At 45.1% G+C, this 19,468-nt stretch carries 20 protein-coding genes and 1 tRNA gene; 18 read left to right on the forward strand and 3 right to left on the reverse strand.

The features are described from left to right. The first annotated feature begins 6 nt into the window (after positions 1-6). The 7 genes from QR721_RS00310 to QR721_RS00340 all read left to right on the forward strand — a co-directional run bounded on the left by QR721_RS00310 (position 7) and on the right by QR721_RS00340 (position 5,266). Positions 7-1,584: a putative polysaccharide biosynthesis protein gene (locus QR721_RS00310; protein WP_348028120.1), complete on the forward strand. Its 1,578-nt coding sequence runs from the start codon at positions 7-9 to the stop codon at positions 1,582-1,584. Positions 1,585-1,601: 17 nt separating this feature from the next. Next, the gene (gene yabN / locus QR721_RS00315) at positions 1,602-3,053 is read left to right on the forward strand and encodes a bifunctional methyltransferase/pyrophosphohydrolase YabN (protein ID WP_348028122.1); all 1,452 of its coding nucleotides are present in this window, start codon (positions 1,602-1,604) and stop codon (positions 3,051-3,053) included. Beyond that, the gene (locus QR721_RS00320) at positions 3,053-3,313 is read left to right on the forward strand and encodes an RNA-binding S4 domain-containing protein (RefSeq protein ID WP_348028124.1); all 261 of its coding nucleotides are present in this window, start codon (positions 3,053-3,055) and stop codon (positions 3,311-3,313) included. Before yabN ends, QR721_RS00320 begins: the two co-directional genes overlap by 1 nt. 70 nt (positions 3,314-3,383) lie before the next feature. Further along, positions 3,384-3,689, forward strand: coding sequence for a sporulation protein YabP (gene yabP / locus QR721_RS00325; protein ID WP_348028126.1), 306 nt, complete (start codon positions 3,384-3,386; stop codon positions 3,687-3,689). Next, positions 3,686-4,288, forward strand: a complete 603-nt coding sequence (yabQ, locus tag QR721_RS00330) for a spore cortex biosynthesis protein YabQ (protein WP_348028128.1) — start codon at positions 3,686-3,688, stop codon at positions 4,286-4,288. Before yabP ends, yabQ begins: the two co-directional genes overlap by 4 nt. Positions 4,289-4,293: 5 nt before the next feature. After that, positions 4,294-4,674: an FtsB family cell division protein gene (locus QR721_RS00335; RefSeq protein ID WP_348028130.1), complete on the forward strand. Its 381-nt coding sequence runs from the start codon at positions 4,294-4,296 to the stop codon at positions 4,672-4,674. A gap of 163 nt (positions 4,675-4,837) precedes the next feature. Beyond that, a complete protein-coding gene (locus QR721_RS00340; protein WP_348028132.1) occupies positions 4,838-5,266 on the forward strand; it encodes a S1 domain-containing RNA-binding protein in 429 nt (142 codons plus the stop codon). Positions 5,267-5,425: 159 nt separating this feature from the next. Here the strand turns inward: QR721_RS00340 and QR721_RS00345 are convergent, their stop codons facing one another. The 3 genes from QR721_RS00345 to QR721_RS00355 all read right to left on the reverse strand — a co-directional run bounded on the left by QR721_RS00345 (position 5,426) and on the right by QR721_RS00355 (position 6,496). Then, entirely contained in the window at positions 5,426-5,830 is a 405-nt protein-coding gene (locus tag QR721_RS00345; RefSeq protein WP_348028134.1) for a VOC family protein, read from the reverse strand. 145 nt (positions 5,831-5,975) lie between these two features. Further along, positions 5,976-6,049 (reverse strand) — tRNA-Met (locus tag QR721_RS00350). 99 nt (positions 6,050-6,148) lie between these two features. Continuing rightward, positions 6,149-6,496 (reverse strand): ASCH domain-containing protein, encoded by a 348-nt coding sequence (locus tag QR721_RS00355; protein ID WP_348028136.1) that lies wholly within the window; start codon positions 6,494-6,496, stop codon positions 6,149-6,151. 249 nt (positions 6,497-6,745) lie between these two features. Between QR721_RS00355 and spoIIE the strand changes: the two genes are divergently transcribed. The 11 genes from spoIIE (at position 6,746) to folB (ending at position 19,468) form a co-directional block, all read left to right on the forward strand. Beyond that, on the forward strand, positions 6,746-9,217 hold the full coding sequence (gene spoIIE, locus QR721_RS00360; RefSeq protein ID WP_348028138.1) for a stage II sporulation protein E: 2,472 nt from the start codon (positions 6,746-6,748) through the stop codon (positions 9,215-9,217). Positions 9,218-9,299: 82 nt separating this feature from the next. Continuing rightward, positions 9,300-10,028 (forward strand): vWA domain-containing protein, encoded by a 729-nt coding sequence (locus QR721_RS00365; RefSeq protein WP_348028140.1) that lies wholly within the window; start codon positions 9,300-9,302, stop codon positions 10,026-10,028. After that, on the forward strand, positions 10,003-10,959 hold the full coding sequence (locus QR721_RS00370) for a protein kinase domain-containing protein (protein WP_348028142.1): 957 nt from the start codon (positions 10,003-10,005) through the stop codon (positions 10,957-10,959). Before QR721_RS00365 ends, QR721_RS00370 begins: the two co-directional genes overlap by 26 nt. Before the next feature lie 61 nt (positions 10,960-11,020). Further along, positions 11,021-12,394 (forward strand): tRNA lysidine(34) synthetase TilS, encoded by a 1,374-nt coding sequence (gene tilS / locus QR721_RS00375; protein WP_348028144.1) that lies wholly within the window; start codon positions 11,021-11,023, stop codon positions 12,392-12,394. A gap of 56 nt (positions 12,395-12,450) precedes the next feature. Continuing rightward, on the forward strand, positions 12,451-12,999 hold the full coding sequence (gene hpt, locus QR721_RS00380) for a hypoxanthine phosphoribosyltransferase (protein ID WP_348028146.1): 549 nt from the start codon (positions 12,451-12,453) through the stop codon (positions 12,997-12,999). A gap of 171 nt (positions 13,000-13,170) precedes the next feature. Continuing rightward, on the forward strand, positions 13,171-15,189 hold the full coding sequence (ftsH, locus tag QR721_RS00385) for an ATP-dependent zinc metalloprotease FtsH (protein ID WP_348028148.1): 2,019 nt from the start codon (positions 13,171-13,173) through the stop codon (positions 15,187-15,189). A 214-nt stretch (positions 15,190-15,403) separates the two neighbouring features. Further along, positions 15,404-16,198: a type III pantothenate kinase gene (locus QR721_RS00390; RefSeq protein WP_348029749.1), complete on the forward strand. Its 795-nt coding sequence runs from the start codon at positions 15,404-15,406 to the stop codon at positions 16,196-16,198. Then, on the forward strand, positions 16,195-17,067 hold the full coding sequence (hslO, locus tag QR721_RS00395; RefSeq protein ID WP_348028150.1) for an Hsp33 family molecular chaperone HslO: 873 nt from the start codon (positions 16,195-16,197) through the stop codon (positions 17,065-17,067). Before QR721_RS00390 ends, hslO begins: the two co-directional genes overlap by 4 nt. A gap of 141 nt (positions 17,068-17,208) precedes the next feature. Beyond that, a complete protein-coding gene (gene cysK, locus QR721_RS00400) occupies positions 17,209-18,138 on the forward strand; it encodes a cysteine synthase A (RefSeq protein WP_348028152.1) in 930 nt (309 codons plus the stop codon). A 141-nt stretch (positions 18,139-18,279) separates the two neighbouring features. Continuing rightward, positions 18,280-19,116: a dihydropteroate synthase gene (gene folP, locus QR721_RS00405; RefSeq protein WP_348028154.1), complete on the forward strand. Its 837-nt coding sequence runs from the start codon at positions 18,280-18,282 to the stop codon at positions 19,114-19,116. Then, the gene (gene folB, locus QR721_RS00410) at positions 19,109-19,468 is read left to right on the forward strand and encodes a dihydroneopterin aldolase (RefSeq protein ID WP_348028156.1); all 360 of its coding nucleotides are present in this window, start codon (positions 19,109-19,111) and stop codon (positions 19,466-19,468) included. The genes folP and folB overlap by 8 nt, the downstream gene beginning before the upstream one ends.

The following is a 19,468-nucleotide window of genomic DNA, read 5'->3' on the forward strand; positions in this document are numbered from 1 at the left end:
AAGTCTATGCATAATGATGGTTCTAAAAAATTAGTCAAAGGTGCCCTCATTCTTGCTGGTGCCGGTTTGATCGGCAAAGTTCTTGGAGCTAGCTATCGTATACCGCTTCAGAACCTGCTCGGCGATGAGGGTTTTTATATATATCAGCAAATATATCCAATCCTTGGGTTGGCTCTTATGCTCTCGCTTTATGGCTTCCCTTCAGCTGTTGCAAGAATTGCTGCTGAGCATGGGGAAAAAGGTGAAACAGTTGGCTGGCGGAATTACTTTCTGCCGGCATGGGTAGTACTGGCAGGTACCTCTATAATCTTTGCAGGAATGCTTTTTATAGGGGCGGATAGGCTAGCAGAAATTATAGGTGACGACCAGCTTGTGTCGCTTTACCGTTCTGCATCTTTCGTATTTCTTGCAATTCCCATTACTGCGATTCTAAGAGGGGCCTGTCAGTCCCAGGCAGAGATGGTTCCAGTTGCGCAGTCACAGCTTATTGAACAATTTCTCAGGGTAGTGATCATTATTGCAGCAGCTGCTGTAATCGGTAAGTCTGGCGATGATCTGTACAAAATCGGCATGGCTGCAGTGTGGGCTGCGGTCATCGGGGCTGTTGGCGCTATTGGCATCCTGTTATTTCGTACAAAGCAACCGGCTCTTGGTACAGCAAAGTTTTCATGGGGAAGACATAGTCGCGCTCTGCTTGGAATCGGTCTTGTAGCGACTCTAAATCATGCACTCTTACTGCTTATACAGTTTGGCGACATGCTAACATTGCTACCATCACTCCGCGAGTACGGACTCAGCTTTGCCGCGGCAGTTCAGGAGAAGGGGATATTTGACAGGGGGCAACCGCTTATCCAGATTGGAAGCGTGCTCGGATCCTCGCTCGCTCTTTCTGTGATGCCTTCCATCTCGAAGGGAAAGCTGGAGCGTGAACCTGATTTGTATGGCCCTTTTATGCTCGTTGCCTTTAAGCTCAGCTTGGCTATTGGGATAGGGGCTGCAGCTGGTCTTATTGTTATTTTTCCCGAAGTAAATACGCTTCTGTTTGAAAATTCTTCAGGAACCGGTAGCTTGCGTCTGCTTATGCTTGCGGTTTGCGTCTCCTCGGTTGCAATAACCCTTGCTGCAATGCTCCAAGGGCTAGGTCTTTACAGGAGAACAGCACTCTACATTACACTAGCTCTGTTGGTTAAAGTCTTTCTTAATTTCACGCTTGTAAGAATGTATGGCATTTATGGAGGGGCGGCTGCAACAGTGCTTGCACTAGTATTGATGCTTACGCTTGCTTCGTTTGACCTTTCCCGACAAACAGCATTATTTAGTGGTATGCGAAGAGTTTCATGGCCCCTTGTTTTATCTGCAGGGAGCATGGTTATTTACCTTTTTGCTGGAAAATGGTTTTTCCAGTTCATGCTGCCTAGTATGACAAGAGGTATGCTCGTTTTGGAAGTGATTGTACTTGTAACTGGTGGAGCAATTGTTTATCTTGTTTTGCTGTTCAGGAGCAAGGAGTTTTTTAGAGAAGAGGAAGTAAGTCTGCTGCCAGCCAGCAAATTATTTCTCCTTATCCGCAAAAATATTAAATAGGTAGGAGGCATTGCAAAATGTCCTTTAAAATACAAATTGCCGGTCTTGGAGCTGGTGACATTGAACAGCTTCCGCTCGGTATTTATCGCAAATTACTAAACCATGATGGTATTATTCAGGCACGCACACTCGACCATCCAGTAATTGAAACACTTATGGAGGAAGGGGTAACATTTGCTTCCTTTGACGATTACTACGAAGAAGAGGCTGGTTTTGAACGGGTCTATGAGCGGATTGCTGCTAAGCTGTTAGAAATGGCGCAGACGGAAAATGTTTTCTACGTTGTCCCAGGTCATCCGAGCCTTGCCGAGATGTCAGTAAAACTGCTCCAGGAACAGAAGGAAGTTCCAGTTGAAATTATTGGAGGCCAGAGCTACCTCGATGATTTATTCGCCTCATTGCAAATTGACCCTATTGAAGGTTTTCAATTCGTAGATGCAACAAGCTTCCAAAGGAATGAGCTTAATTATCGTAACCATTTGGTTTTTTGTCAGGTTTATGACCAAATGAGTGCATCCAATGTGAAGTTGGAACTGCTTGAGGATTTGCCGGCAGACTATGAGATCATCCTCATCGAAGCGGCCGGAACTGACAAAGAGAGAAAAGAACAGATACCGCTAGAAGATCTTGATCGTGTCACCAGTATTAGCAATCTTACATCGGTCTATATACCGCCTGTACCGGAGGAATTGCTTACACATGAGTTTGCATCTTTACGCAGCGTTGTTCGTATTTTGCGTAGCCCGGATGGATGCCCATGGGACAAGGAACAGACACATGAATCATTGCGTCGCTACTTGATCGAGGAAGCGTATGAGCTAATAGATGCGATCGAAGAAGAGGACGATGAAGGAATTATTGAGGAAATGGGTGACGTACTTCTCCAAATTATGATGCACGCGCAAATTGGCGAAGATGACGGCTATTTCACAATTGATGATGTTATACGCGGCATAACTGAGAAGATGATTAATCGTCATCCGCATGTTTTTGGTGATGTACATGTTGAATCAACTGAAGACGTAAATGCAAATTGGGAAAAAATCAAGAAACAGGAGAAGCAGGAGCGCGATTCTATTCTTGATGGGATTCCGCGTAGTCTTCCAGCGCTTATGCGCTCAACTAAACTTCAGAAAAAAGCTCGAAAAGCAGGATTCCAATGGGAAAGCGCCGAAGAAATTTGGGAAAAGTTTAATGAAGAAGTACAAGAATTCCATGAAGCGCTTGAATCAGGTAACAAGCGGGAAATGGAAGAGGAATACGGTGACATCCTGTTCATACTCGTGAATCTCGCTATATTCCACAAAATTGAGGCGGAACAAAGCCTCACATATGCGAATGAGAAGTTCATTTCCCGCTTCCATCATATTGAACATTCCTTGAAAAAATCGGGGAAGGAACTTGAGGATGCTTCTCTTGAAGAAATGGATGCCCTTTGGGATGAGGCAAAAAGAAAGGAGAGAGAATAATGCGTTTAGATAAATTTTTAAAAGTATCCCGTCTGATTAAACGTCGCACCTTGGCCAAGGAAGTAGCTGATCAGGGACGGATTAAAATTAACGGCAACCCTTCCAAGGCTGCATCAAAGGTGGCAGTTGGAGATGAACTTGTCATCCAGTTCGGGCAAAAGCTTGTTACTGCAGAAGTGCTAAGTCTGCAAGAAACGGTCAAAAAGGAAGAAGCCGCGAACATGTATAAAATCGTTAAAGAGGAAAAAGTGAACGCTTAATCTGCCAAAGGCAATTGGTTCTAAACTTGTCCCCTGCTTCATAAAGTGAAGTAGCAAGGAGGACGAGCAGATGAACTATTATTCAAAAGACCAGGCACCTGTAACACGTGCCCCTCAAGACCATAATGTCAGGATTAACAATCGCAAGGAAATGGAAATAACCGGTGTCAAGGAAGTGGATAGCTTTGACAATGAGGAGTTTCTGCTTGAGACCGTCATGGGCTACATGATTATAAGGGGTCAGAATTTACAACTGAAGAATCTTGATGTCGGATCAGGTGCGGTATCCATCAAGGGTAAAGTTTATGAACTTTCTTATGTGGATGGAGATTCCCAGGAGAAGGCTAAAGGGTTCTTTGGCAAGTTATTCAAATGACTTCGCTGAATGTGCAATTTGCAACGATGATCACCATGATCGGTGGCGGCTTCTATCTTGGAATGGCGCTGGATACATTCCGGCGCTTGACTATCAACTTGCGGCGCCCGATATGGCTTCTATACACAACGGAAATCGGTTTTTGGCTTTTGCAGACAGCTATTCTCTTCATCATGCTGTTTACGGCCAATAAGGGTGAAATCCGCTTTTACATATTTTTTGCCGGTTTACTCGGCTTTGCCGCTTATCAAGTACTCGGCAGGAAATGGTACAGGCAGCTGCTCGAAATTCTGATCCGTATTTTTATGGCAATTGTGCGTTTTATCGCAAATGCTGTACGAATTCTTATTGTCATACCGATTAAAGGGTTGTTCGCCATAATTGTCGCTGTACTGCTATTTCTTATCCAAGCGATTGTAACTGTCATTCGATTCCTTCTGATAGTCATATTCCTGCCTATTAAATGGCTGTTCGCTATTCTATGGCGTCTCATGCCGAAACGTGCAAGAAACTTTGTGCACAAATGGTGCAAGGTTTATAGTACAATGAAGGAAAGTTGCAGCAAATTCCTGAAATGGATCAAGTTCAGAAGGAGGTAGCAGACATGGCTGCTGATCACAACCCGATTTCGAAGCTTCATACGCAGTTTGCAGAGCAAAATAACGCTCAGATGGAGAGACAGAAACGGAAGAAGCAGCGTCTGATGCGCAGACTCGTGCTCCTTTCCGTTTTTGTCGCCATTCTGATAGGTACCTTTACGACTTTCCATTTGAAGCAGCGCCATCTCCAGGCCGAAAAACGGACCGAACTTGCGGAGATGAAGAAAGAGTATGCCGCTGTTCAGAAGAAGGGGAAGGAATTGAAGCAGGAACGTGATTTACTTAAAGATGAAGACTATGTATTGGAAATTGCCCGGACGAATTATTTCTTCTCTAAAAAAGGAGAACTGATTTTTAAAATACCGGATGAAAAGCCATCCTATTGACACAGTTTCATAACCTTCGCTATAATATAGCGTAGGACTATATAATTTTATGGCATCTTTGTCCATTTGGGTATTCCAGCCCCGGACAAAGGGAACAGGACCCTGGATTTTGTCGGAGTCCGGGCCCTGGATTCCAGAAATTTTAAGGAGGAGCATTTTTTTTATGTCAATCGAAGTAGGCAGCAAGCTGCAGGGTAAGGTAACGGGCATTACGAATTTTGGTGCATTTGTCGAGATCGGCGATAGCGAGAAGAAGACCGGTCTTGTCCATATCAGTGAAGTTGCCGATAGCTATGTCAAAGACATCAACGAGCATCTTAAAGTTGGCGATGAAGTAACTGTTAAAGTCATCAATGTCGAGAAAGACGGCAAAATCGGCCTTTCTATTAAAAAGGCGATAGACCGCCCACAACGGGAAGGTCGCCCGCAAAGGGAAGGCCGCCCGCAGCGTCAACAAAGACCACCAAGAGAACGCGCAGAAACCTTCGAATCCAAGATGAACCGTTTCCTTAAGGACTCGGAAGATCGTCTTGCCTCTTTGAAGAAACACACTGAAGGCAGACGCGGAGGACGCGGTGCAAAAAGAGGATAGCAGCAGCTGTCTACTTGTAAACAATGCTCTTAATAGATAATGGAAAAGAGAGCGGAAGCGCATAGTTCATATGTGCTTCCGCTCTCTTTTTTTGACTTTTAACGGTATCAAAGAATTAGCAGAGAGGACTTATCATCATTCAAGTAAGGCGGCTGGTATCTATCTCACTGTGAATACCCAATCTACGCCAAACTTATCCCTCAATGAGCCATGCTGTTTTGCAAAGAATGTCTGTTGCAGTTCCATTCCTACTTTTGCATCTTCTTTGAGTGTGTTCCAAGCCTTTTGAGCTTCGATTTCGGAGTCGAACTCAACACTTATGGAGACCTTTCCTTCTCCTGTAAGGTTATTTCTCGTATCAGACCCCATAATGATTCCTGAACCGGTCAATTTCATTTCAAGATGCAAGATCAGTTCTTTATCTTCCTTAAGTATAGGGAAGTTAGGATTGGCAGGCATATCACCATATTTTTGTATTTTAATAATTTCACCATCAAAAGCAGTTTTATATAACTCAAAAGCCTTGGCAGCTTCACGATTGAATTTCAAATACGGTCTGATCATTTTATTCAGCTCCTCGTTCTACTATCTATAAAGTCTACCCACTATAAATAACAAAGAATACTTTCGTTCAACCAATTGTTTTATAACAAAGTTTGAAACAAAAAAAGAGAACTCTTACAAATAGTAAGAGTTCTCTTTAAAATGATAGCGGCGGAGGGAATCGAACCCACGACCTCACGGGTATGAACCGTACGCTCTAGCCAGCTGAGCTACACCGCCATGATTATTAACACAAGTGTTATCTTACAATATGGCAGACAAGTTGTCAAATGGTTTTTGCAAAAAAAAGTACAGGCAGCCTGATTGCTGCCTGTTTAATTATTCAGCGCGAGAGAATTCGTGCACCCACACTTTCATTTTGGGTAACCACTTCATGCCGGGATGTAAGGCAAGAATTGAATCTTTATAGGCTTCGAGAGTTTCGAATCCTTCTTTCTTCGCGTCATTTTCTGTTACTTCTCCGAGAGACTGTCTATATACACGCTCCACGACAAAGCGGTTGTCGCCAAGTTCCATGACTTCTCCAATATCGGCGTAGCGTCCATTGCGGCGTGTTGCTGTTTTGATGCCTGCAATTACTTTTTCAACATCGGCAGGCTTCGTAACGAGACGTTCAATGGAACAAGTCTTAGGAGGCAGCTTTTCATTCAACTGTTCTGCAGACATGGTTATACCACCTTTTTTATCAATCTATTCATCATTATAGTGCATTGTTATGCAAAACTCATTATTTTGGAATTAAAAAAGACGCAATTCATGTCTATATTTTGTCTATTTGTATGATAACCGTAAGATTCGAACGACATTCAGAAAAAATGAAGAAAGACTGTCGAACGATTTTAGGAATGGACTTACCTGTTTTGACAAAATCTCCAGCTTGTCCATGATTTAATAGCAACTAGAAGGAGTGGTCATATGATGGGTTCAATACCAAGACTTCAGACGAAGCAATTTGAAGCAAAAAATAGAGGCAAGAAGCTGAGGAAGCGGCTGAGTGCTATATTGAGCAGACTACTGATCGAAAAGGGAATGCTCTATTCCTTTATCGGGTTCCTGCTCGGACGGGCTATCATTTTATCTGTTGTCTCGCCATTTGCAGTAGCTTTCCTGGCGACCGTATGGGCAGTGCAACGCAGACACTCGGTAAAAGTCGTCATAGCGGTATTCGCAGGGGCGGCGACACATTCGGGGAGGCATGCTCTGTTTACATTAATAGGCATGGTTGCATTCCTGTTCCTTGCTAATCTATGCCGCAAAATGAAGCGGGAGCAAATTGCCATTCCAATCTGTGCGTTTGTGGCGACTACATTGTCACGTCTTTTCATCTATTCCCTATCAGGGAAACTTTCAGTATACGAGTGGGCACTGCTAGCAGTTGAGGGACTGCTTGGAGCACTGCTTGTACTAATCTTTATGCAGAGCTTGCCGCTATTATCACCGAAAAAGTACAAGCCTGTACTGAAAAACGAAGAAATTGTTTGCATGATTATATTATTGGCATCTGTTTTGACTGGAACAATCGGCTGGGAAGTCCAAGGTGCACAAGTAGAACACGTTATGTCACGTTATTTTGTTCTTCTTCTATCCTTTGTTGGAGGAGCGGCAATCGGCTCGACAGTCGGGGTTGTCGCCGGGCTTATTCTGTCGCTTGCAAACGCTGTGAATCTTTATCAGATGAGTTTGCTTGCATTCTCAGGGCTGCTTGGCGGACTTCTGAAGGAAGGAAGCAAACTTGGGGTAAGCGCGGGTCTCCTCGTTGGGACATGTCTGATTAGCATATATGGTGATGCAGCATCTTGGGGACCTTCACTCGCGGCCTCAGCAGTCGCCGCGGTGCTCTTCTTCCTGACACCTGCGAGCTGGTCTAACAAACTGAGCCGCTATATACCGGGAACAGAGGCGTATACAAGTGAACAAGAGCAATATTTACAGAAAGTCCGTAATGTGACGGCGAGAAGAGTGGAGCAATTTTCTGATGTATTTGCTGCACTTTCGAAGAGTTTCTCTGCAAAAAGTGAGCTTGTCCTGGAAGAGGAAGATGTACGGAAAGAGACAGACTACTTCCTGAGCCAGGTAACTGAGAAGACATGCCAGTCCTGTTTTATGAAAGACCGATGCTGGCAACATAACTTTGAAGAAACGTATGCGATGATGGGCAGTTTAAAAGAAATGCTTATTTACGGCCATGAGTTAAAAGGAAAGACGATGCGGGAGTTTGAAAGTAGTTGTGTGAAGTCGAAGCGGGTACTTGAAGTAATGCAGCAAGAAGTCTCTCACTTCACAGCAAACCGCAAGCTGAAGCGGCAGGTGAGTGAAAGTCGGCGTCTTGTCGCAGACCAGCTTCTTGGTGTCTCGGAAGTGATGGATGACTTTGCTGCAGAGATTCTCAAGGAGCGGGAGCAGCATGAGCTTCAGGAAATGCAAATTGTCCAAGCTTTGCAGTCGATGGGAATCGATCTAGAGAAGTTGGAGATCTATCAGCTCGAGAAGGGCGATATTGATATCGAGATGACAGTTTCCTTCCAGTATTATCGCGGTGAAGCATCAAAGCTCATTGCTCCAGTGCTCTCAGATATCCTGAATGAAATGGTCATTGTAAAAGAAGAGGAAATCTCTCCATTCCCGAATGGTCATTGCCATTTGGCTTTTGGCTCAGCAAAGGAATTCATGGTGGAGTTGGGAGTCGCCTCCGCTGCAAAGGACGGGGGGCTTGTATCAGGCGACAGTTTCGCAACAATTGAACTTGGCACTGGAAAATATGCAATTGCAATTAGTGATGGTATGGGCAATGGGCGGAGAGCTAATGAGGAGAGCAGGGAAACATTGCGTCTGCTCCAGCAGATTTTACAAACCGGGATTCCTGAAAAGGTGGCGATCAAGTCAATCAATTCTATACTTGCTTTGCGCTCAACGGATGAAATGTTTGCCACTTTGGATCTTGCAGTAATCAACTTGCATAATGCGGCAGTTCAGTTTTTAAAAATTGGTTCTTCACCGAGTCTGATTAGGCGTGGTAGAGAGGTGCTCAGCATCGAAGCGAGCAATCTGCCTATGGGAATCATTCAAGACTTTGATATTGAGATAGTCAGTGAGCAGCTGCAGCCGGATGACTTGCTCGTAATGATGAGTGATGGGATTTTTGAAGGGCCGAAGCAAGTTCAGAATGTCGACCTCTGGCTAAAGCAGAGGATGAGTGAAATGTTGACGACAGACCCTCAGGAGATTGCTGACTTGCTCATGGAAGAAGTAATTCGCACAAATGACGGTGAGATTGGTGATGACATGACGGTACTGGTGGCACGTATTGTCCGGAACAAGCCGGAATGGGCTGCCATTCCGATGCGGTTTGATCCTAATAAGGAGCCTAGGCAAGAAGTTTTTAACTGAATGAAATGAATGGTCGTTGCATGTATAAATGCTAATACCGCTGGCGAAACTGCTTGATAGAAATTGATTGGAGGCATGCGGCGTGAAAAAAGGTACTCTGAAGCAGATTTTGCTTATTACAGATGGCTGTTCCAATACAGGTGAGGATCCAAAAGCGACAGCGGCTCTTGCAAGTCAGCAAGGGCTGACAATCAATGTGATCGGAATTATGGAAGATGGCCGAGACAATCCTGAGAGCTTGCGGGAAGTGGAGGAGATTGCACTTGCCGGTGGCGGTATGAGTCGTATTGTCTACCAGGAAACGCTTGCCCGCACTGTTCAAATGGTGACGAGACAGGCGATGACACATACAATTCAGGGCTTTATTAACAAGGAGCTTGAGCAGATTCTCGGGAAAGGCCAGACAGTTGAGGACCTGGCTCCGGAGAAACGCGGAGAAGTCATGGAAGTTGTAGAGGAAATGGGCGAGACGTGCGGACTTGAAGTACTTGTTTTGGTCGATACAAGCGCAAGTATGCGGAACAAACTGGAGACAGTAAAGGACTCACTGATTGATCTATCTATCAGTCTTGGTTCACGTATTGGCGAAAATCGCTTTAGCATTTATCAATTCCCTGGTGAGTGTGAGGAAGTTGAGAAGATTTTTGACTGGTCACCGAATTTAAACGCTATAGCGGAGATTTTCCCGAAGTTAAAGACGGGCGGTATCACACCGACAGGGCCTGCAATCCGAGAGGCGATGTATGAATTCGGCAAGCTGAGCCTGTCAAGGAATGTGAGAGACGATGCATGGCGCATTGAAGAAGCATGATCTGCTGATCCGTAGTGGAACAGTGATTTCGGGCAAATGGCATGGCGGTAACTATTCCATTCGGCGCAAGCTTGGTGAAGGGGCAGTCGGTACAGTTTATCTCTGTGAAAAAAGTGGCCGTGAGTATGCCTTGAAAATGAGTGATGATGGCAGCTCCATGACGACAGAGGTGAACGTGCTCAAGTCACTTGATAAGGTCCAGGTGCAGCAGCTTGGACCTTGTTTGCTCGATGTAGATGACTGGCAGTCTCCTGATGGAACGAATTATTCATTTTATGTGATGGAGTACATACAAGGACAATCGCTTGACCAGTATTTGCGCAAGAATGGGAGCGAGTGGGTAGGAGTCTTTCTGCTCCAGCTTCTTGGAAATCTTGGGCAGCTTCATAAAGAAGGTTGGGTATTTGGAGATCTGAAGCTCGATAATTTGCTCGTATCCCCTTCGCCTGCACGTCTCCGCTGGGTTGATGTTGGCGGGGTCACAAAAATAGGCCGCTCCATCAAAGAGTATACGGAATTTACAGATCGCGGCTATTGGGGGCTTGGTTCACGCAAGGCGGAGCCCTCCTATGATTTGTTTGCGGTTGTCATGCTGTTCCTCAATTTGTTCCATCCTCGAAGATTCGGAAGAAGTGCAAACAATGAGCGGCTCATTTGTATGAAGATTGATGAGGTGAAAGTATTTACCCCTTACAGCCACTGTTTTAAAAAAGCAATCAGGGGGAAATACGGTTCCAGCGAAGAGATGCGGCGTGAAGTTGCTGAAGCAATGAGGAAAAGGCGCTCGGGCAAAAAACAGAAACTAGTACAAAATTCAAAACGTCCGCGTACAAGACGAGTAAACAGGCAAGTTGAGCCTGTGCGTCTTGTTGAAGGCGGCAGTATCATTGCTGCGGCTGCACTTTTTTATGTGATTTCTCTGCTTCTGTAGAGTAAGGCATATAAAGGATATGTTAAGATACGGTATGAGAACTTGGAGAGAAGGAATTCCAATGAAGGCAGTAAAGGCATTTATTCAAAAACATCAGCTGCTCAAAAAGGGATCGACTGTACTTGTTGGCGTATCCGGTGGTCCTGATTCGATGGCGCTGCTTCATTACCTTGTTAGCATCGGCAAAGATTGGGAGCTTGAATTGGTTGCACTTACCGTTGATCATCAACTGCGCGGTGATGAGTCTGCAGCAGATGCTGATTATGTGGAATCAAGGTGCCAAGATTGGGGCATCCGCTGTGAACGAGCAAGTGTTGATGTCAAGTCATATAAGAAAGAGCGCGGCATCGGTACGCAGACAGCGGCCCGGGAGCTGCGCTATCGGTTTTTTCAGAAACAGATGGAATTGTATAAGGCTGATTATTTGGCCCTTGGCCATCATGGAGATGATCAGGCGGAGACGATGCTCATGCAATTCACACGGTCTGCCGATCCATCAGCCGTAGCGGGCATTCCAGCAAAGCGGCCTTTCGCTTGCGGGCACATCATCCGTCCTTTTCTTGCAATTGATAGGGAAATGATTGAATCTTATTGCAGAACGGAAAGCATTATACCGAGGCTCGATCCGTCAAACGAAGATACTGGCTATACCCGCAATTATTTCAGGAAACTTGTAATTCCATTACTAAAAGAGAAAAATCCAAATATACATGTAACAATGCAGAACATGAGTGAACGGATGCAAGAAAATGCCAGCTTCCTGAGAGAAGCTGCGGAAGAGAGGCTTTTAAAGTTCCTTGAATTGGACAAAAAGAACGCTTCAGCATCATTTCCTAGTTCGGTATTTCAAGCATGCCCCATTGCTTTACAAAGACAGATGTATCAACTAATATTAAACTATCTGTACAAAAAACAGCCTGACCAGCTTTCTTATCTGCATGAAACGGAGTTCTTCAAACTGCTTGAAGGCAATAGGAGCAACGCTTTGCTTGACTTCCCTAATGGGTTGCAAGTTAAGAAATCTTATGACCGTATTTCCTTATCCTTTAATAAGAAAGAAGGGGACCAGTCATTTGAATTCCGGCTTGAAGTGCCAGGTAGGGTTCAGCTTCCGAACGGGGCTTTTATAGAGGCTTTCCTTTCAGACCAAGCGGTTCAGGATACATATTCATTTTCACTGCAGGTGACGTCTGCTATGTTGCCGTTCACCATAAGAAACCGGCGCGCCGGTGACAGGATGAACTGGCAGGGGCTCAATGGGTCAAGGAAGCTAAAGGATCTCTTTATTGATGAGAAAATCCCTAGAGAAAAGAGAGATTGCTGGCCTGTCATCACAGATGCATCAGGCAGGATACTCTGGCTTCCCGGATTGCGGAAAGCTGTAATGCCGGCAGAAGGCGAAGGCAATATGGTTTGTTTGAAGTACATTGACTGAACAGCGGCATTTAAGCTGCGAGCAGCCCCAAAGCTGCAGGGAGGAGAAATTAAGAGATGCATCAGGAAATAGAAGAGGTTCTTGTCACAGAGGAAGAGATCATAGAAAAGTGCGCTGAAATCGGAAAACAACTTACAGAGGAGTACGATGGCAAGTTCCCGCTTGCAATCGGTGTATTGAAAGGCGCAATGCCTTTCATGTCAGATGTCCTGCGCCGTGTTGATACACATTTGGAGATGGATTTCATGGCTGTTTCAAGCTATGGAGGCGGAACTCGATCATCTGGTGAAGTGAAAATCATCAAGGATCTCGATGCCAAGGTGGAAGGACGTCATGTTCTTATCATTGAGGATATCATCGACAGCGGGCTCACGCTCAGCTACCTTGTTGACCTATTCAAATACCGGAAAGCGGCTTCAGTGAAGATTGTGACACTCATTGATAAACCAGAAGGACGGACGGTCGATATCAAGGCAGATGTCGTCGGATTCGAACTTCCGAATAAATTCCTCGTCGGCTATGGACTCGACTATGATGAGAAGTATCGCAACCTCCCTTATATCGGAGTGTTAAAACCGGAGATTTACAGCGAACAGGAGTCTTAAAAATTGCAACCCGTTTCCTGCTTGCGTTACAATATATGGGAATACAATACCATTAAGTAAAGTGAAATGAGATGTCCAAAAGTGTGATATATAACGAAGCTTTCAATTGCGGAATGCACAAAAATGACGCACGAGGCAATGAAGTTTTCTTTCTTTGGGAGGAGGCAGGAAATGAACCGATTGTTCAGAAACCTATTTTTCTACGGAATTCTGTTCCTTGTCCTGATTGCAGCCCTCGGCGTTCTTAGAGGACAAGGCGAACAGGCAAAAGAGTTGGATGTAAAACAGTTCACGGATGCTCTTAATAATGGTGAAATCAGTGAAATGACGATGCAGCCTGCGAACAAGATTATGCGAATTACCGGAACGCTTAAGAAGGATGACCGTTCCTTTGTAACACAGGTACCAGATAATAACGACATTATCGCCGGTATCACTAAGACTGCCAACCAGCAGAGTGAACTTAAAGTGAAAGAGGAAGAACAGCCGAGCGGATTTGTAACCTTCATTACACAAATGATTCCGTTCTTGCTAATTGGATTGCTGTTCTTCTTCATTCTTAGCCAGGCACAGAGCGGCGGCGGTGGCGGCCGTGTCATGAACTTCGGTAAGAGTAAGGCAAAGATGTACAGCGAAGAGAAGAAGAAAGTCCGCTTCAAGGATGTTGCCGGAGCGGATGAAGAGAAGCAGGAACTCGTTGAAGTTGTTGAATTCCTGAAGGACCCGCGCAAATTTGCGGCGCTTGGTGCCCGTATCCCGAAAGGTGTTCTCCTTGTAGGCCCTCCGGGTACAGGTAAAACGTTGCTTGCAAGAGCGGTTGCCGGTGAAGCCGGTACACCATTCTTCTCTATTAGTGGTTCCGACTTCGTTGAAATGTTTGTCGGTGTTGGTGCTTCACGTGTTCGCGATTTGTTCGAGAATGCAAAGAAGAACGCACCATGTATTATTTTCATCGATGAGATTGATGCAGTTGGACGTCAGCGTGGAGCAGGTCTTGGCGGTGGCCATGATGAACGCGAACAAACGCTGAATCAGTTGCTTGTTGAAATGGACGGTTTTGGTGGTAATGAAGGTATTATCATTATTGCTGCAACAAACCGACCTGATATTCTTGATCCGGCACTCTTGCGTCCAGGACGTTTTGACAGACAGATCACAGTTGACCGTCCAGATGTTAAAGGCCGTGAAGCTGTTCTGAAAGTGCATGCACGCAACAAGCCACTTGATCCGAACATCGATCTGAAAACAATCGCGATGCGTACACCGGGCTTCTCCGGTGCCGACCTTGAGAACCTTCTGAACGAAGCTGCTCTCGTTGCGGCTCGTCATGATAAGAAGACGATCGATATGCTTGATATCGATGAGGCGGTTGATCGTGTTATTGCAGGGCCGGCTAAGAAAAGCCGTGTCATTTCCGAGAAGGAACGCAATATCGTCGCTTATCACGAATCCGGACATACAATCATTGGTATGGTGCTTGATAATGCTGATACAGTTCACAAAGTTACGATCGTTCCACGCGGGCAGGCTGGCGGTTATGCAGTCATGCTACCGAAAGAGGATCGTTACTTCATGACGAAACCGGAACTGTTTGATAAAATTACCGGACTCCTTGGCGGCCGTGTCGCTGAAGAAATTATCTTTGGCGAGGTAAGTACAGGAGCGCATAATGACTTCCAGCGTGCTACTGGCATTGCTCGTAAGATGATTACTGAATACGGCATGAGTGACAAGATTGGTCCGATCCAGTTTACTAGTGGTGGCGGCGAAGTCTTCCTTGGACGCGATATTCAGAATGAGCAGAACTACAGTGATGCGATTGCTGAAGAGATTGACAAGGAAATGCAGCACTTCATCAACACATGCTATAGCCGAGCGAAGCAGATTCTTACTGAGAACCGCGACAAGCTCGAGCTGATCGCTCAGAAACTTCTTGAAATCGAAACACTCGACGAGCAGCAAATCCGCTCTCTCTTCGACAAAGGCGTGCTCCCTGAAAATCATCACACTACTGTGAAAACAGATAATGATGTCAAGGTGAACATTCAGCCAAAAGATGGAGAGTCAAATGTTACTCCAGAGAGCTTTGAAGAAGCGAAGGAAAAAGACGATCTTGAGTATAAAGAAAAAAGGGAATCGCATACTGAGGATAGAAATGAGCCTCCAAGCGGCGACGACCATAAGGAATAAGCAAGAAGCGGGTCCTGTCCAAACGGCAGGAACCGCTTTTTCCTTGTTTATAACTGCAGAAGCAGCAGTGCTTTTTTACTGAATTAGGCTGAAAGCTGCGTTAATTGCATATAAAAATTAAGAATGCTTTTGAAGCGCTGTAATGGGAAAAGTTGAGTTAGCAGGGTATGCTAATTAATATAAGGTAAGCTTTGCAGAAGGGTTTGATATGTCTATGCTATTTGTTCTGGATGTAGGGAATACGAATACAGTACTAGGAGTCTTTGATAAGGACTGCTTGAAATATGAGTGGCGAATCAAGACAGACCGTTATAAAACTGAAGATGAGTTCGGTATGTTGATCCAATCGCTTTTTCAATATAAGGGTGTCTCATTCTCGGATATTTCCGGGGCAATTATTTCATCGGTTGTGCCGCCGATCATGTTTGCTCTTGAGAAGATGTGCCGTGACTATTTGAACCTGGAACCGCTAGTCATTGGCAAAGATGTCGCGACAAACTTACTTAAAATGAGCTATCCGAAGCCGGAGGAGCTGGGAGCTGACCGGGTCGTTAACGCAATCGGCGCAGTCGAGAAATATGGCGGGCCGCTTATCATTATTGATTTTGGAACAGCGACGACATTTTGCTATGTGGACGAAGAGCTAAGTTATCATGGAGGTCTTATTGCGCCGGGAATTAATATTTCCGTAGAGGCTCTCTATCAAAAGGCTGCAAAGCTGCCCAAGTTCGAGATTGAACGACCGGACAGAGCAATCGGTCAGTCAACTGTGGAGGCGATGCAGGCAGGTGTTTTCTATGGATATGTTGGACAGGTTGATGGGATTGTAAGACAGATGCAAAAGGAAATGCAAAATAAACCAGAAGTAATTGCTACAGGTGGACTTGCTCCCCTAATCGCAGACGCAGCAGAGACAATAGATTTTGTTGATCCATACTTGACGCTTCACGGTTTGAATATTATATACAAGAAATATGTACAGCAGAAGGAACGGGAGGAACAACGATGAAAGATTATCTTGTAAAAGCGACAGTATACAATGGTTCCATCAGAGCTTATGCAGCAAGCACGACAGAAACGGTGAGTGAGACCCAGCGCCGTCAGGATACTTGGGCAACAGCGTCCGCAGCTATCGGACGAACAGTAACCATTACATCCATGATGGGTGCCATGCTTAAAGGTGAAGATACGATTACAGTTAAAGTTGAAGGCGATGGTCCAGTTGGCGCAATTGTGGCCGATGCCAATTCTAAAGGTGAAGTCCGCGGTTATGTAGGTAATCCCCATGTAGACTTTGAATTGAATTCTATTGGAAAGCTTGACGTGGCAAGGGCGGTAGGTGCAGGTACGCTCAGTGTCGTGAAGGATCTTGGAATGAGAGATTACTTTACTGGAAGTGTTCCGATTGTCTCTGGTGAGATCAGTGAAGACTTTACGTATTACTTCGCAACTTCTGAACAAGTTCCATCTGCAGTGGGAGCTGGTGTACTCGTTAATCCGGATCATTCAATTCTTGCAGCCGGCGGGTTCATTGTGCAAGTGCTCCCTGGCGCAAGTGATGAAGTCATTGATAAATTGGAGCGACATATCCAAGCGTTGCCACCGATATCAAGTCTTGTGCAAGAAGGATACACACCGGAACAGATTCTAGAACGCCTTTTTGAAGGTGCAGATATCAACTTCCTTGAAACGATGCCGATTGTTTTCAAATGCAAATGTTCCAGGGAACGAGTCGAACGGGCAATTGCTGGACTTGGATCAGATGAAATTCAGGCTATGATTGAGGAGGATGGCGGAGCTGATGCGAACTGTCATTTCTGTAACGAGCATTATCACTTTAGTAAGGAAGACTTGGAACGTCTAAAAGAAGCTCAATAGTCTTGTTGAAGTGACGTTTTTCAAGAAGTTTAGTCGAATACTCGGAATTGTACGCAAATGGGTTGACACTACACATGTTAACGTGTAGATTGGAAATATCAAATCTTATAAGTTAACTAGGAATTAGGGGGATGAACGACCATGACTAGAGTTGCTGATAACGTAGCCGGCCTTGTGGGACAGACACCTGTTGTGAAATTGCACAATATTACAGATGAGAACAGTGCCGATATTTATGTTAAATTGGAATACTTCAATCCGGGAAGTTCGGTCAAAGACCGTATCGCGCTTGCGATGATCGAGGATGCTGAAGAGAAAGGTCTCCTTAAAGCTGGCGACACAATCATTGAACCGACAAGTGGTAACACAGGTATCGGACTTGCGATGATCGCTTCCGCAAAAGGATATAAAGCAATTCTTGTCATGCCTGATACAATGAGTAAGGAGCGTCGTAATCTGCTTCGTGCCTATGGAGCAAAGCTGCTTCTGACACCTGGTGCAGAAGGTATGAAAGGTGCCATCGCTACAGCTGAGAAGCTCAAGGAAGAGAATGGCTACTTCATGCCGCAGCAATTTGCTAATGAAGCAAACCCTGCTGTTCACGAGCGCACAACTGGTAAGGAAATCATCAGCCAGTTTGAGGATGGACTTGACGCATTTGTTTCAGGTATCGGTACTGGTGGTACAATCACTGGTGCAGGTAAAGTCCTTAAGGATCATTTTAAAGATATCAAAGTTTTTGCAGTTGAGCCTGAAGATTCAGCAGTTCTTTCCGGCGGCAAGCCTGGACCTCATAAATTGCAGGGACTTGGAGCGGGCTTCATTCCTAAGATTTTGAACACAGACATTTATGATGAAGTCGTTACAGTTTCGAATGAAGAAGCATTTGAAACTGCTCGAGAAGTCGCCACAACGAACGGAATCCTTGGTGGTATTTCTTGCGGTGCTGCAATAGCTGCTGCGAAGAAAGTTGCTGCAAAACTGGGCAAAGGCAAAAAAGTACTCGCTGTCCTTCCGGATAATGGCGAAAGATACTTGTCCACTCCACTTTACCAATTTGATGAAGAGTAATATCTGTCTGTAAAGAAGCCGCTGCTTCCCTTGGTCGGGAGCAGCGGCTTTTGTCTTTGCTAGTATAGATACGATGGTAGGAATGAATGCTTTTTTGACGTATAATGAAGAAAGTGATTCTGACTGGAAGAAGGGTTTCTCATGATTTTATCTACTAAAGTAAAAACATACAATTTGGCAGAGCGTACCCACATTATGGGTATTCTAAATGTAACACCTGATTCATTTTCTGATGGCGGAAAATATGCAACATTAGAAGCCGCCTGTGAACAAGCCCGAAAGTTGGAAGCCCAAGGAGCGGATATTATTGATATCGGTGGTGAGTCGACACGTCCAGGTCATGCGCCGCTATCCGAAGAAGAGGAGCTTTCACGTGTCCTGCCAGTAATTGAAGCGATCAAGAAAGAGGTCAATGTGCCGATCTCAATTGATACATACAAAGCTGAAACTGCAAGGCGTGCTGTTGAGGCGGGAGCGTCCATTATTAATGATGTCTGGGGAGCAAAACGCGAGCCGGAGATTGCAAATGTTGCAGCTGAGCTGGACGTGCCTATTATTCTCATGCACAATCGTGAAAACATGGATTATGGCAATTTGATTGAGGATATGAAAAGAGATTTGCAGGAGAGTATTGATATCGCCAAAAGAGCAGGTGTCCCGGACCAGCATATTATAATTGATCCGGGTGTTGGCTTTGCGAAGAACGCTGAACATAATCTAATTGCAATGAACAATCTGGAGCAATTGCACGAACTTGGATACCCAATGCTGTTGGCAACTTCTCGCAAACGTTTTATTGGGGGCGTGCTCGATTTGCCGAATGCGGAAGACCGTGATATAGGGACAGGAGCGACGACTTGCCTTGGAATTAGCAAAGGTGCCCATATGGTTCGTGTGCATAATGTAGAAATGACTTTGCAGCTTGTGAAAATGACAGATGCCATGCTGCGGAGCGGAAGGGTGGAGAACAATGGATAAAATCATCCTTGAAGGCATGCAGTTCTATGGCTACCATGGGTTATTTCCTGAAGAGAACCGGCTTGGCCAGCGGTTTAATGTAGACCTTGAGCTTTACACAGACACAAGCAAAGCCGGGCGGACGGATGATATGAATGACTCCATTCACTACGGCCATGCTTATGAAATCGTGAAACAAATCGTAGAACAAGAGATTGTGAATCTGATTGAGACGGTTGCTGAGAGAATTGCAGCAGCTCTGCTAGAACATTTTGATGAACTTCAGGCATGCAGGGTGAAGGTTATTAAACCAGATGCTCCAATTCCGGGTCATTTTAAATTTGTTGCCGTTGAAATCTACAGGGAGAAATGA

This window comes from Aciduricibacillus chroicocephali (assembly GCF_030762805.1).
Taxonomy (GTDB): Bacteria; Bacillota; Bacilli; order Bacillales; family Amphibacillaceae; genus Aciduricibacillus; species Aciduricibacillus chroicocephali.

Excerpts from the sequence above, each read along its gene's own strand:
- tilS (WP_348028144.1), top strand. The coding sequence starts at position 11,021 with ATGAAGGCAGTAAAGGCATTTATTCAAAAACATCAGCTGCTCAAAAAG.
- hslO (WP_348028150.1), top strand. The coding sequence starts at position 16,195 with ATGAAAGATTATCTTGTAAAAGCGACAGTATACAATGGTTCCATCAGA.
- QR721_RS00390 (WP_348029749.1), top strand. The coding sequence starts at position 15,404 with ATGCTATTTGTTCTGGATGTAGGGAATACGAATACAGTACTAGGAGTC.
- QR721_RS00340 (WP_348028132.1), top strand. The coding sequence starts at position 4,838 with ATGTCAATCGAAGTAGGCAGCAAGCTGCAGGGTAAGGTAACGGGCATT.
- QR721_RS00310 (WP_348028120.1), top strand. The coding sequence starts at position 7 with ATGCATAATGATGGTTCTAAAAAATTAGTCAAAGGTGCCCTCATTCTT.
- QR721_RS00370 (WP_348028142.1), top strand. The coding sequence starts at position 10,003 with ATGCATGGCGCATTGAAGAAGCATGATCTGCTGATCCGTAGTGGAACA.
- ftsH (WP_348028148.1), top strand. The coding sequence starts at position 13,171 with ATGAACCGATTGTTCAGAAACCTATTTTTCTACGGAATTCTGTTCCTT.
- yabN (WP_348028122.1), top strand. The coding sequence starts at position 1,602 with ATGTCCTTTAAAATACAAATTGCCGGTCTTGGAGCTGGTGACATTGAA.
- QR721_RS00335 (WP_348028130.1), top strand. The coding sequence starts at position 4,294 with ATGGCTGCTGATCACAACCCGATTTCGAAGCTTCATACGCAGTTTGCA.
- spoIIE (WP_348028138.1), top strand. The coding sequence starts at position 6,746 with ATGATGGGTTCAATACCAAGACTTCAGACGAAGCAATTTGAAGCAAAA.
- cysK (WP_348028152.1), top strand. The coding sequence starts at position 17,209 with ATGACTAGAGTTGCTGATAACGTAGCCGGCCTTGTGGGACAGACACCT.
- folP (WP_348028154.1), top strand. The coding sequence starts at position 18,280 with ATGATTTTATCTACTAAAGTAAAAACATACAATTTGGCAGAGCGTACC.
- folB (WP_348028156.1), top strand. The coding sequence starts at position 19,109 with ATGGATAAAATCATCCTTGAAGGCATGCAGTTCTATGGCTACCATGGG.
- yabQ (WP_348028128.1), top strand. The coding sequence starts at position 3,686 with ATGACTTCGCTGAATGTGCAATTTGCAACGATGATCACCATGATCGGT.
- QR721_RS00355 (WP_348028136.1), bottom strand. The coding sequence starts at position 6,496 with ATGTCTGCAGAACAGTTGAATGAAAAGCTGCCTCCTAAGACTTGTTCC.
- yabP (WP_348028126.1), top strand. The coding sequence starts at position 3,384 with ATGAACTATTATTCAAAAGACCAGGCACCTGTAACACGTGCCCCTCAA.
- QR721_RS00320 (WP_348028124.1), top strand. The coding sequence starts at position 3,053 with ATGCGTTTAGATAAATTTTTAAAAGTATCCCGTCTGATTAAACGTCGC.
- QR721_RS00345 (WP_348028134.1), bottom strand. The coding sequence starts at position 5,830 with ATGATCAGACCGTATTTGAAATTCAATCGTGAAGCTGCCAAGGCTTTT.
- hpt (WP_348028146.1), top strand. The coding sequence starts at position 12,451 with ATGCATCAGGAAATAGAAGAGGTTCTTGTCACAGAGGAAGAGATCATA.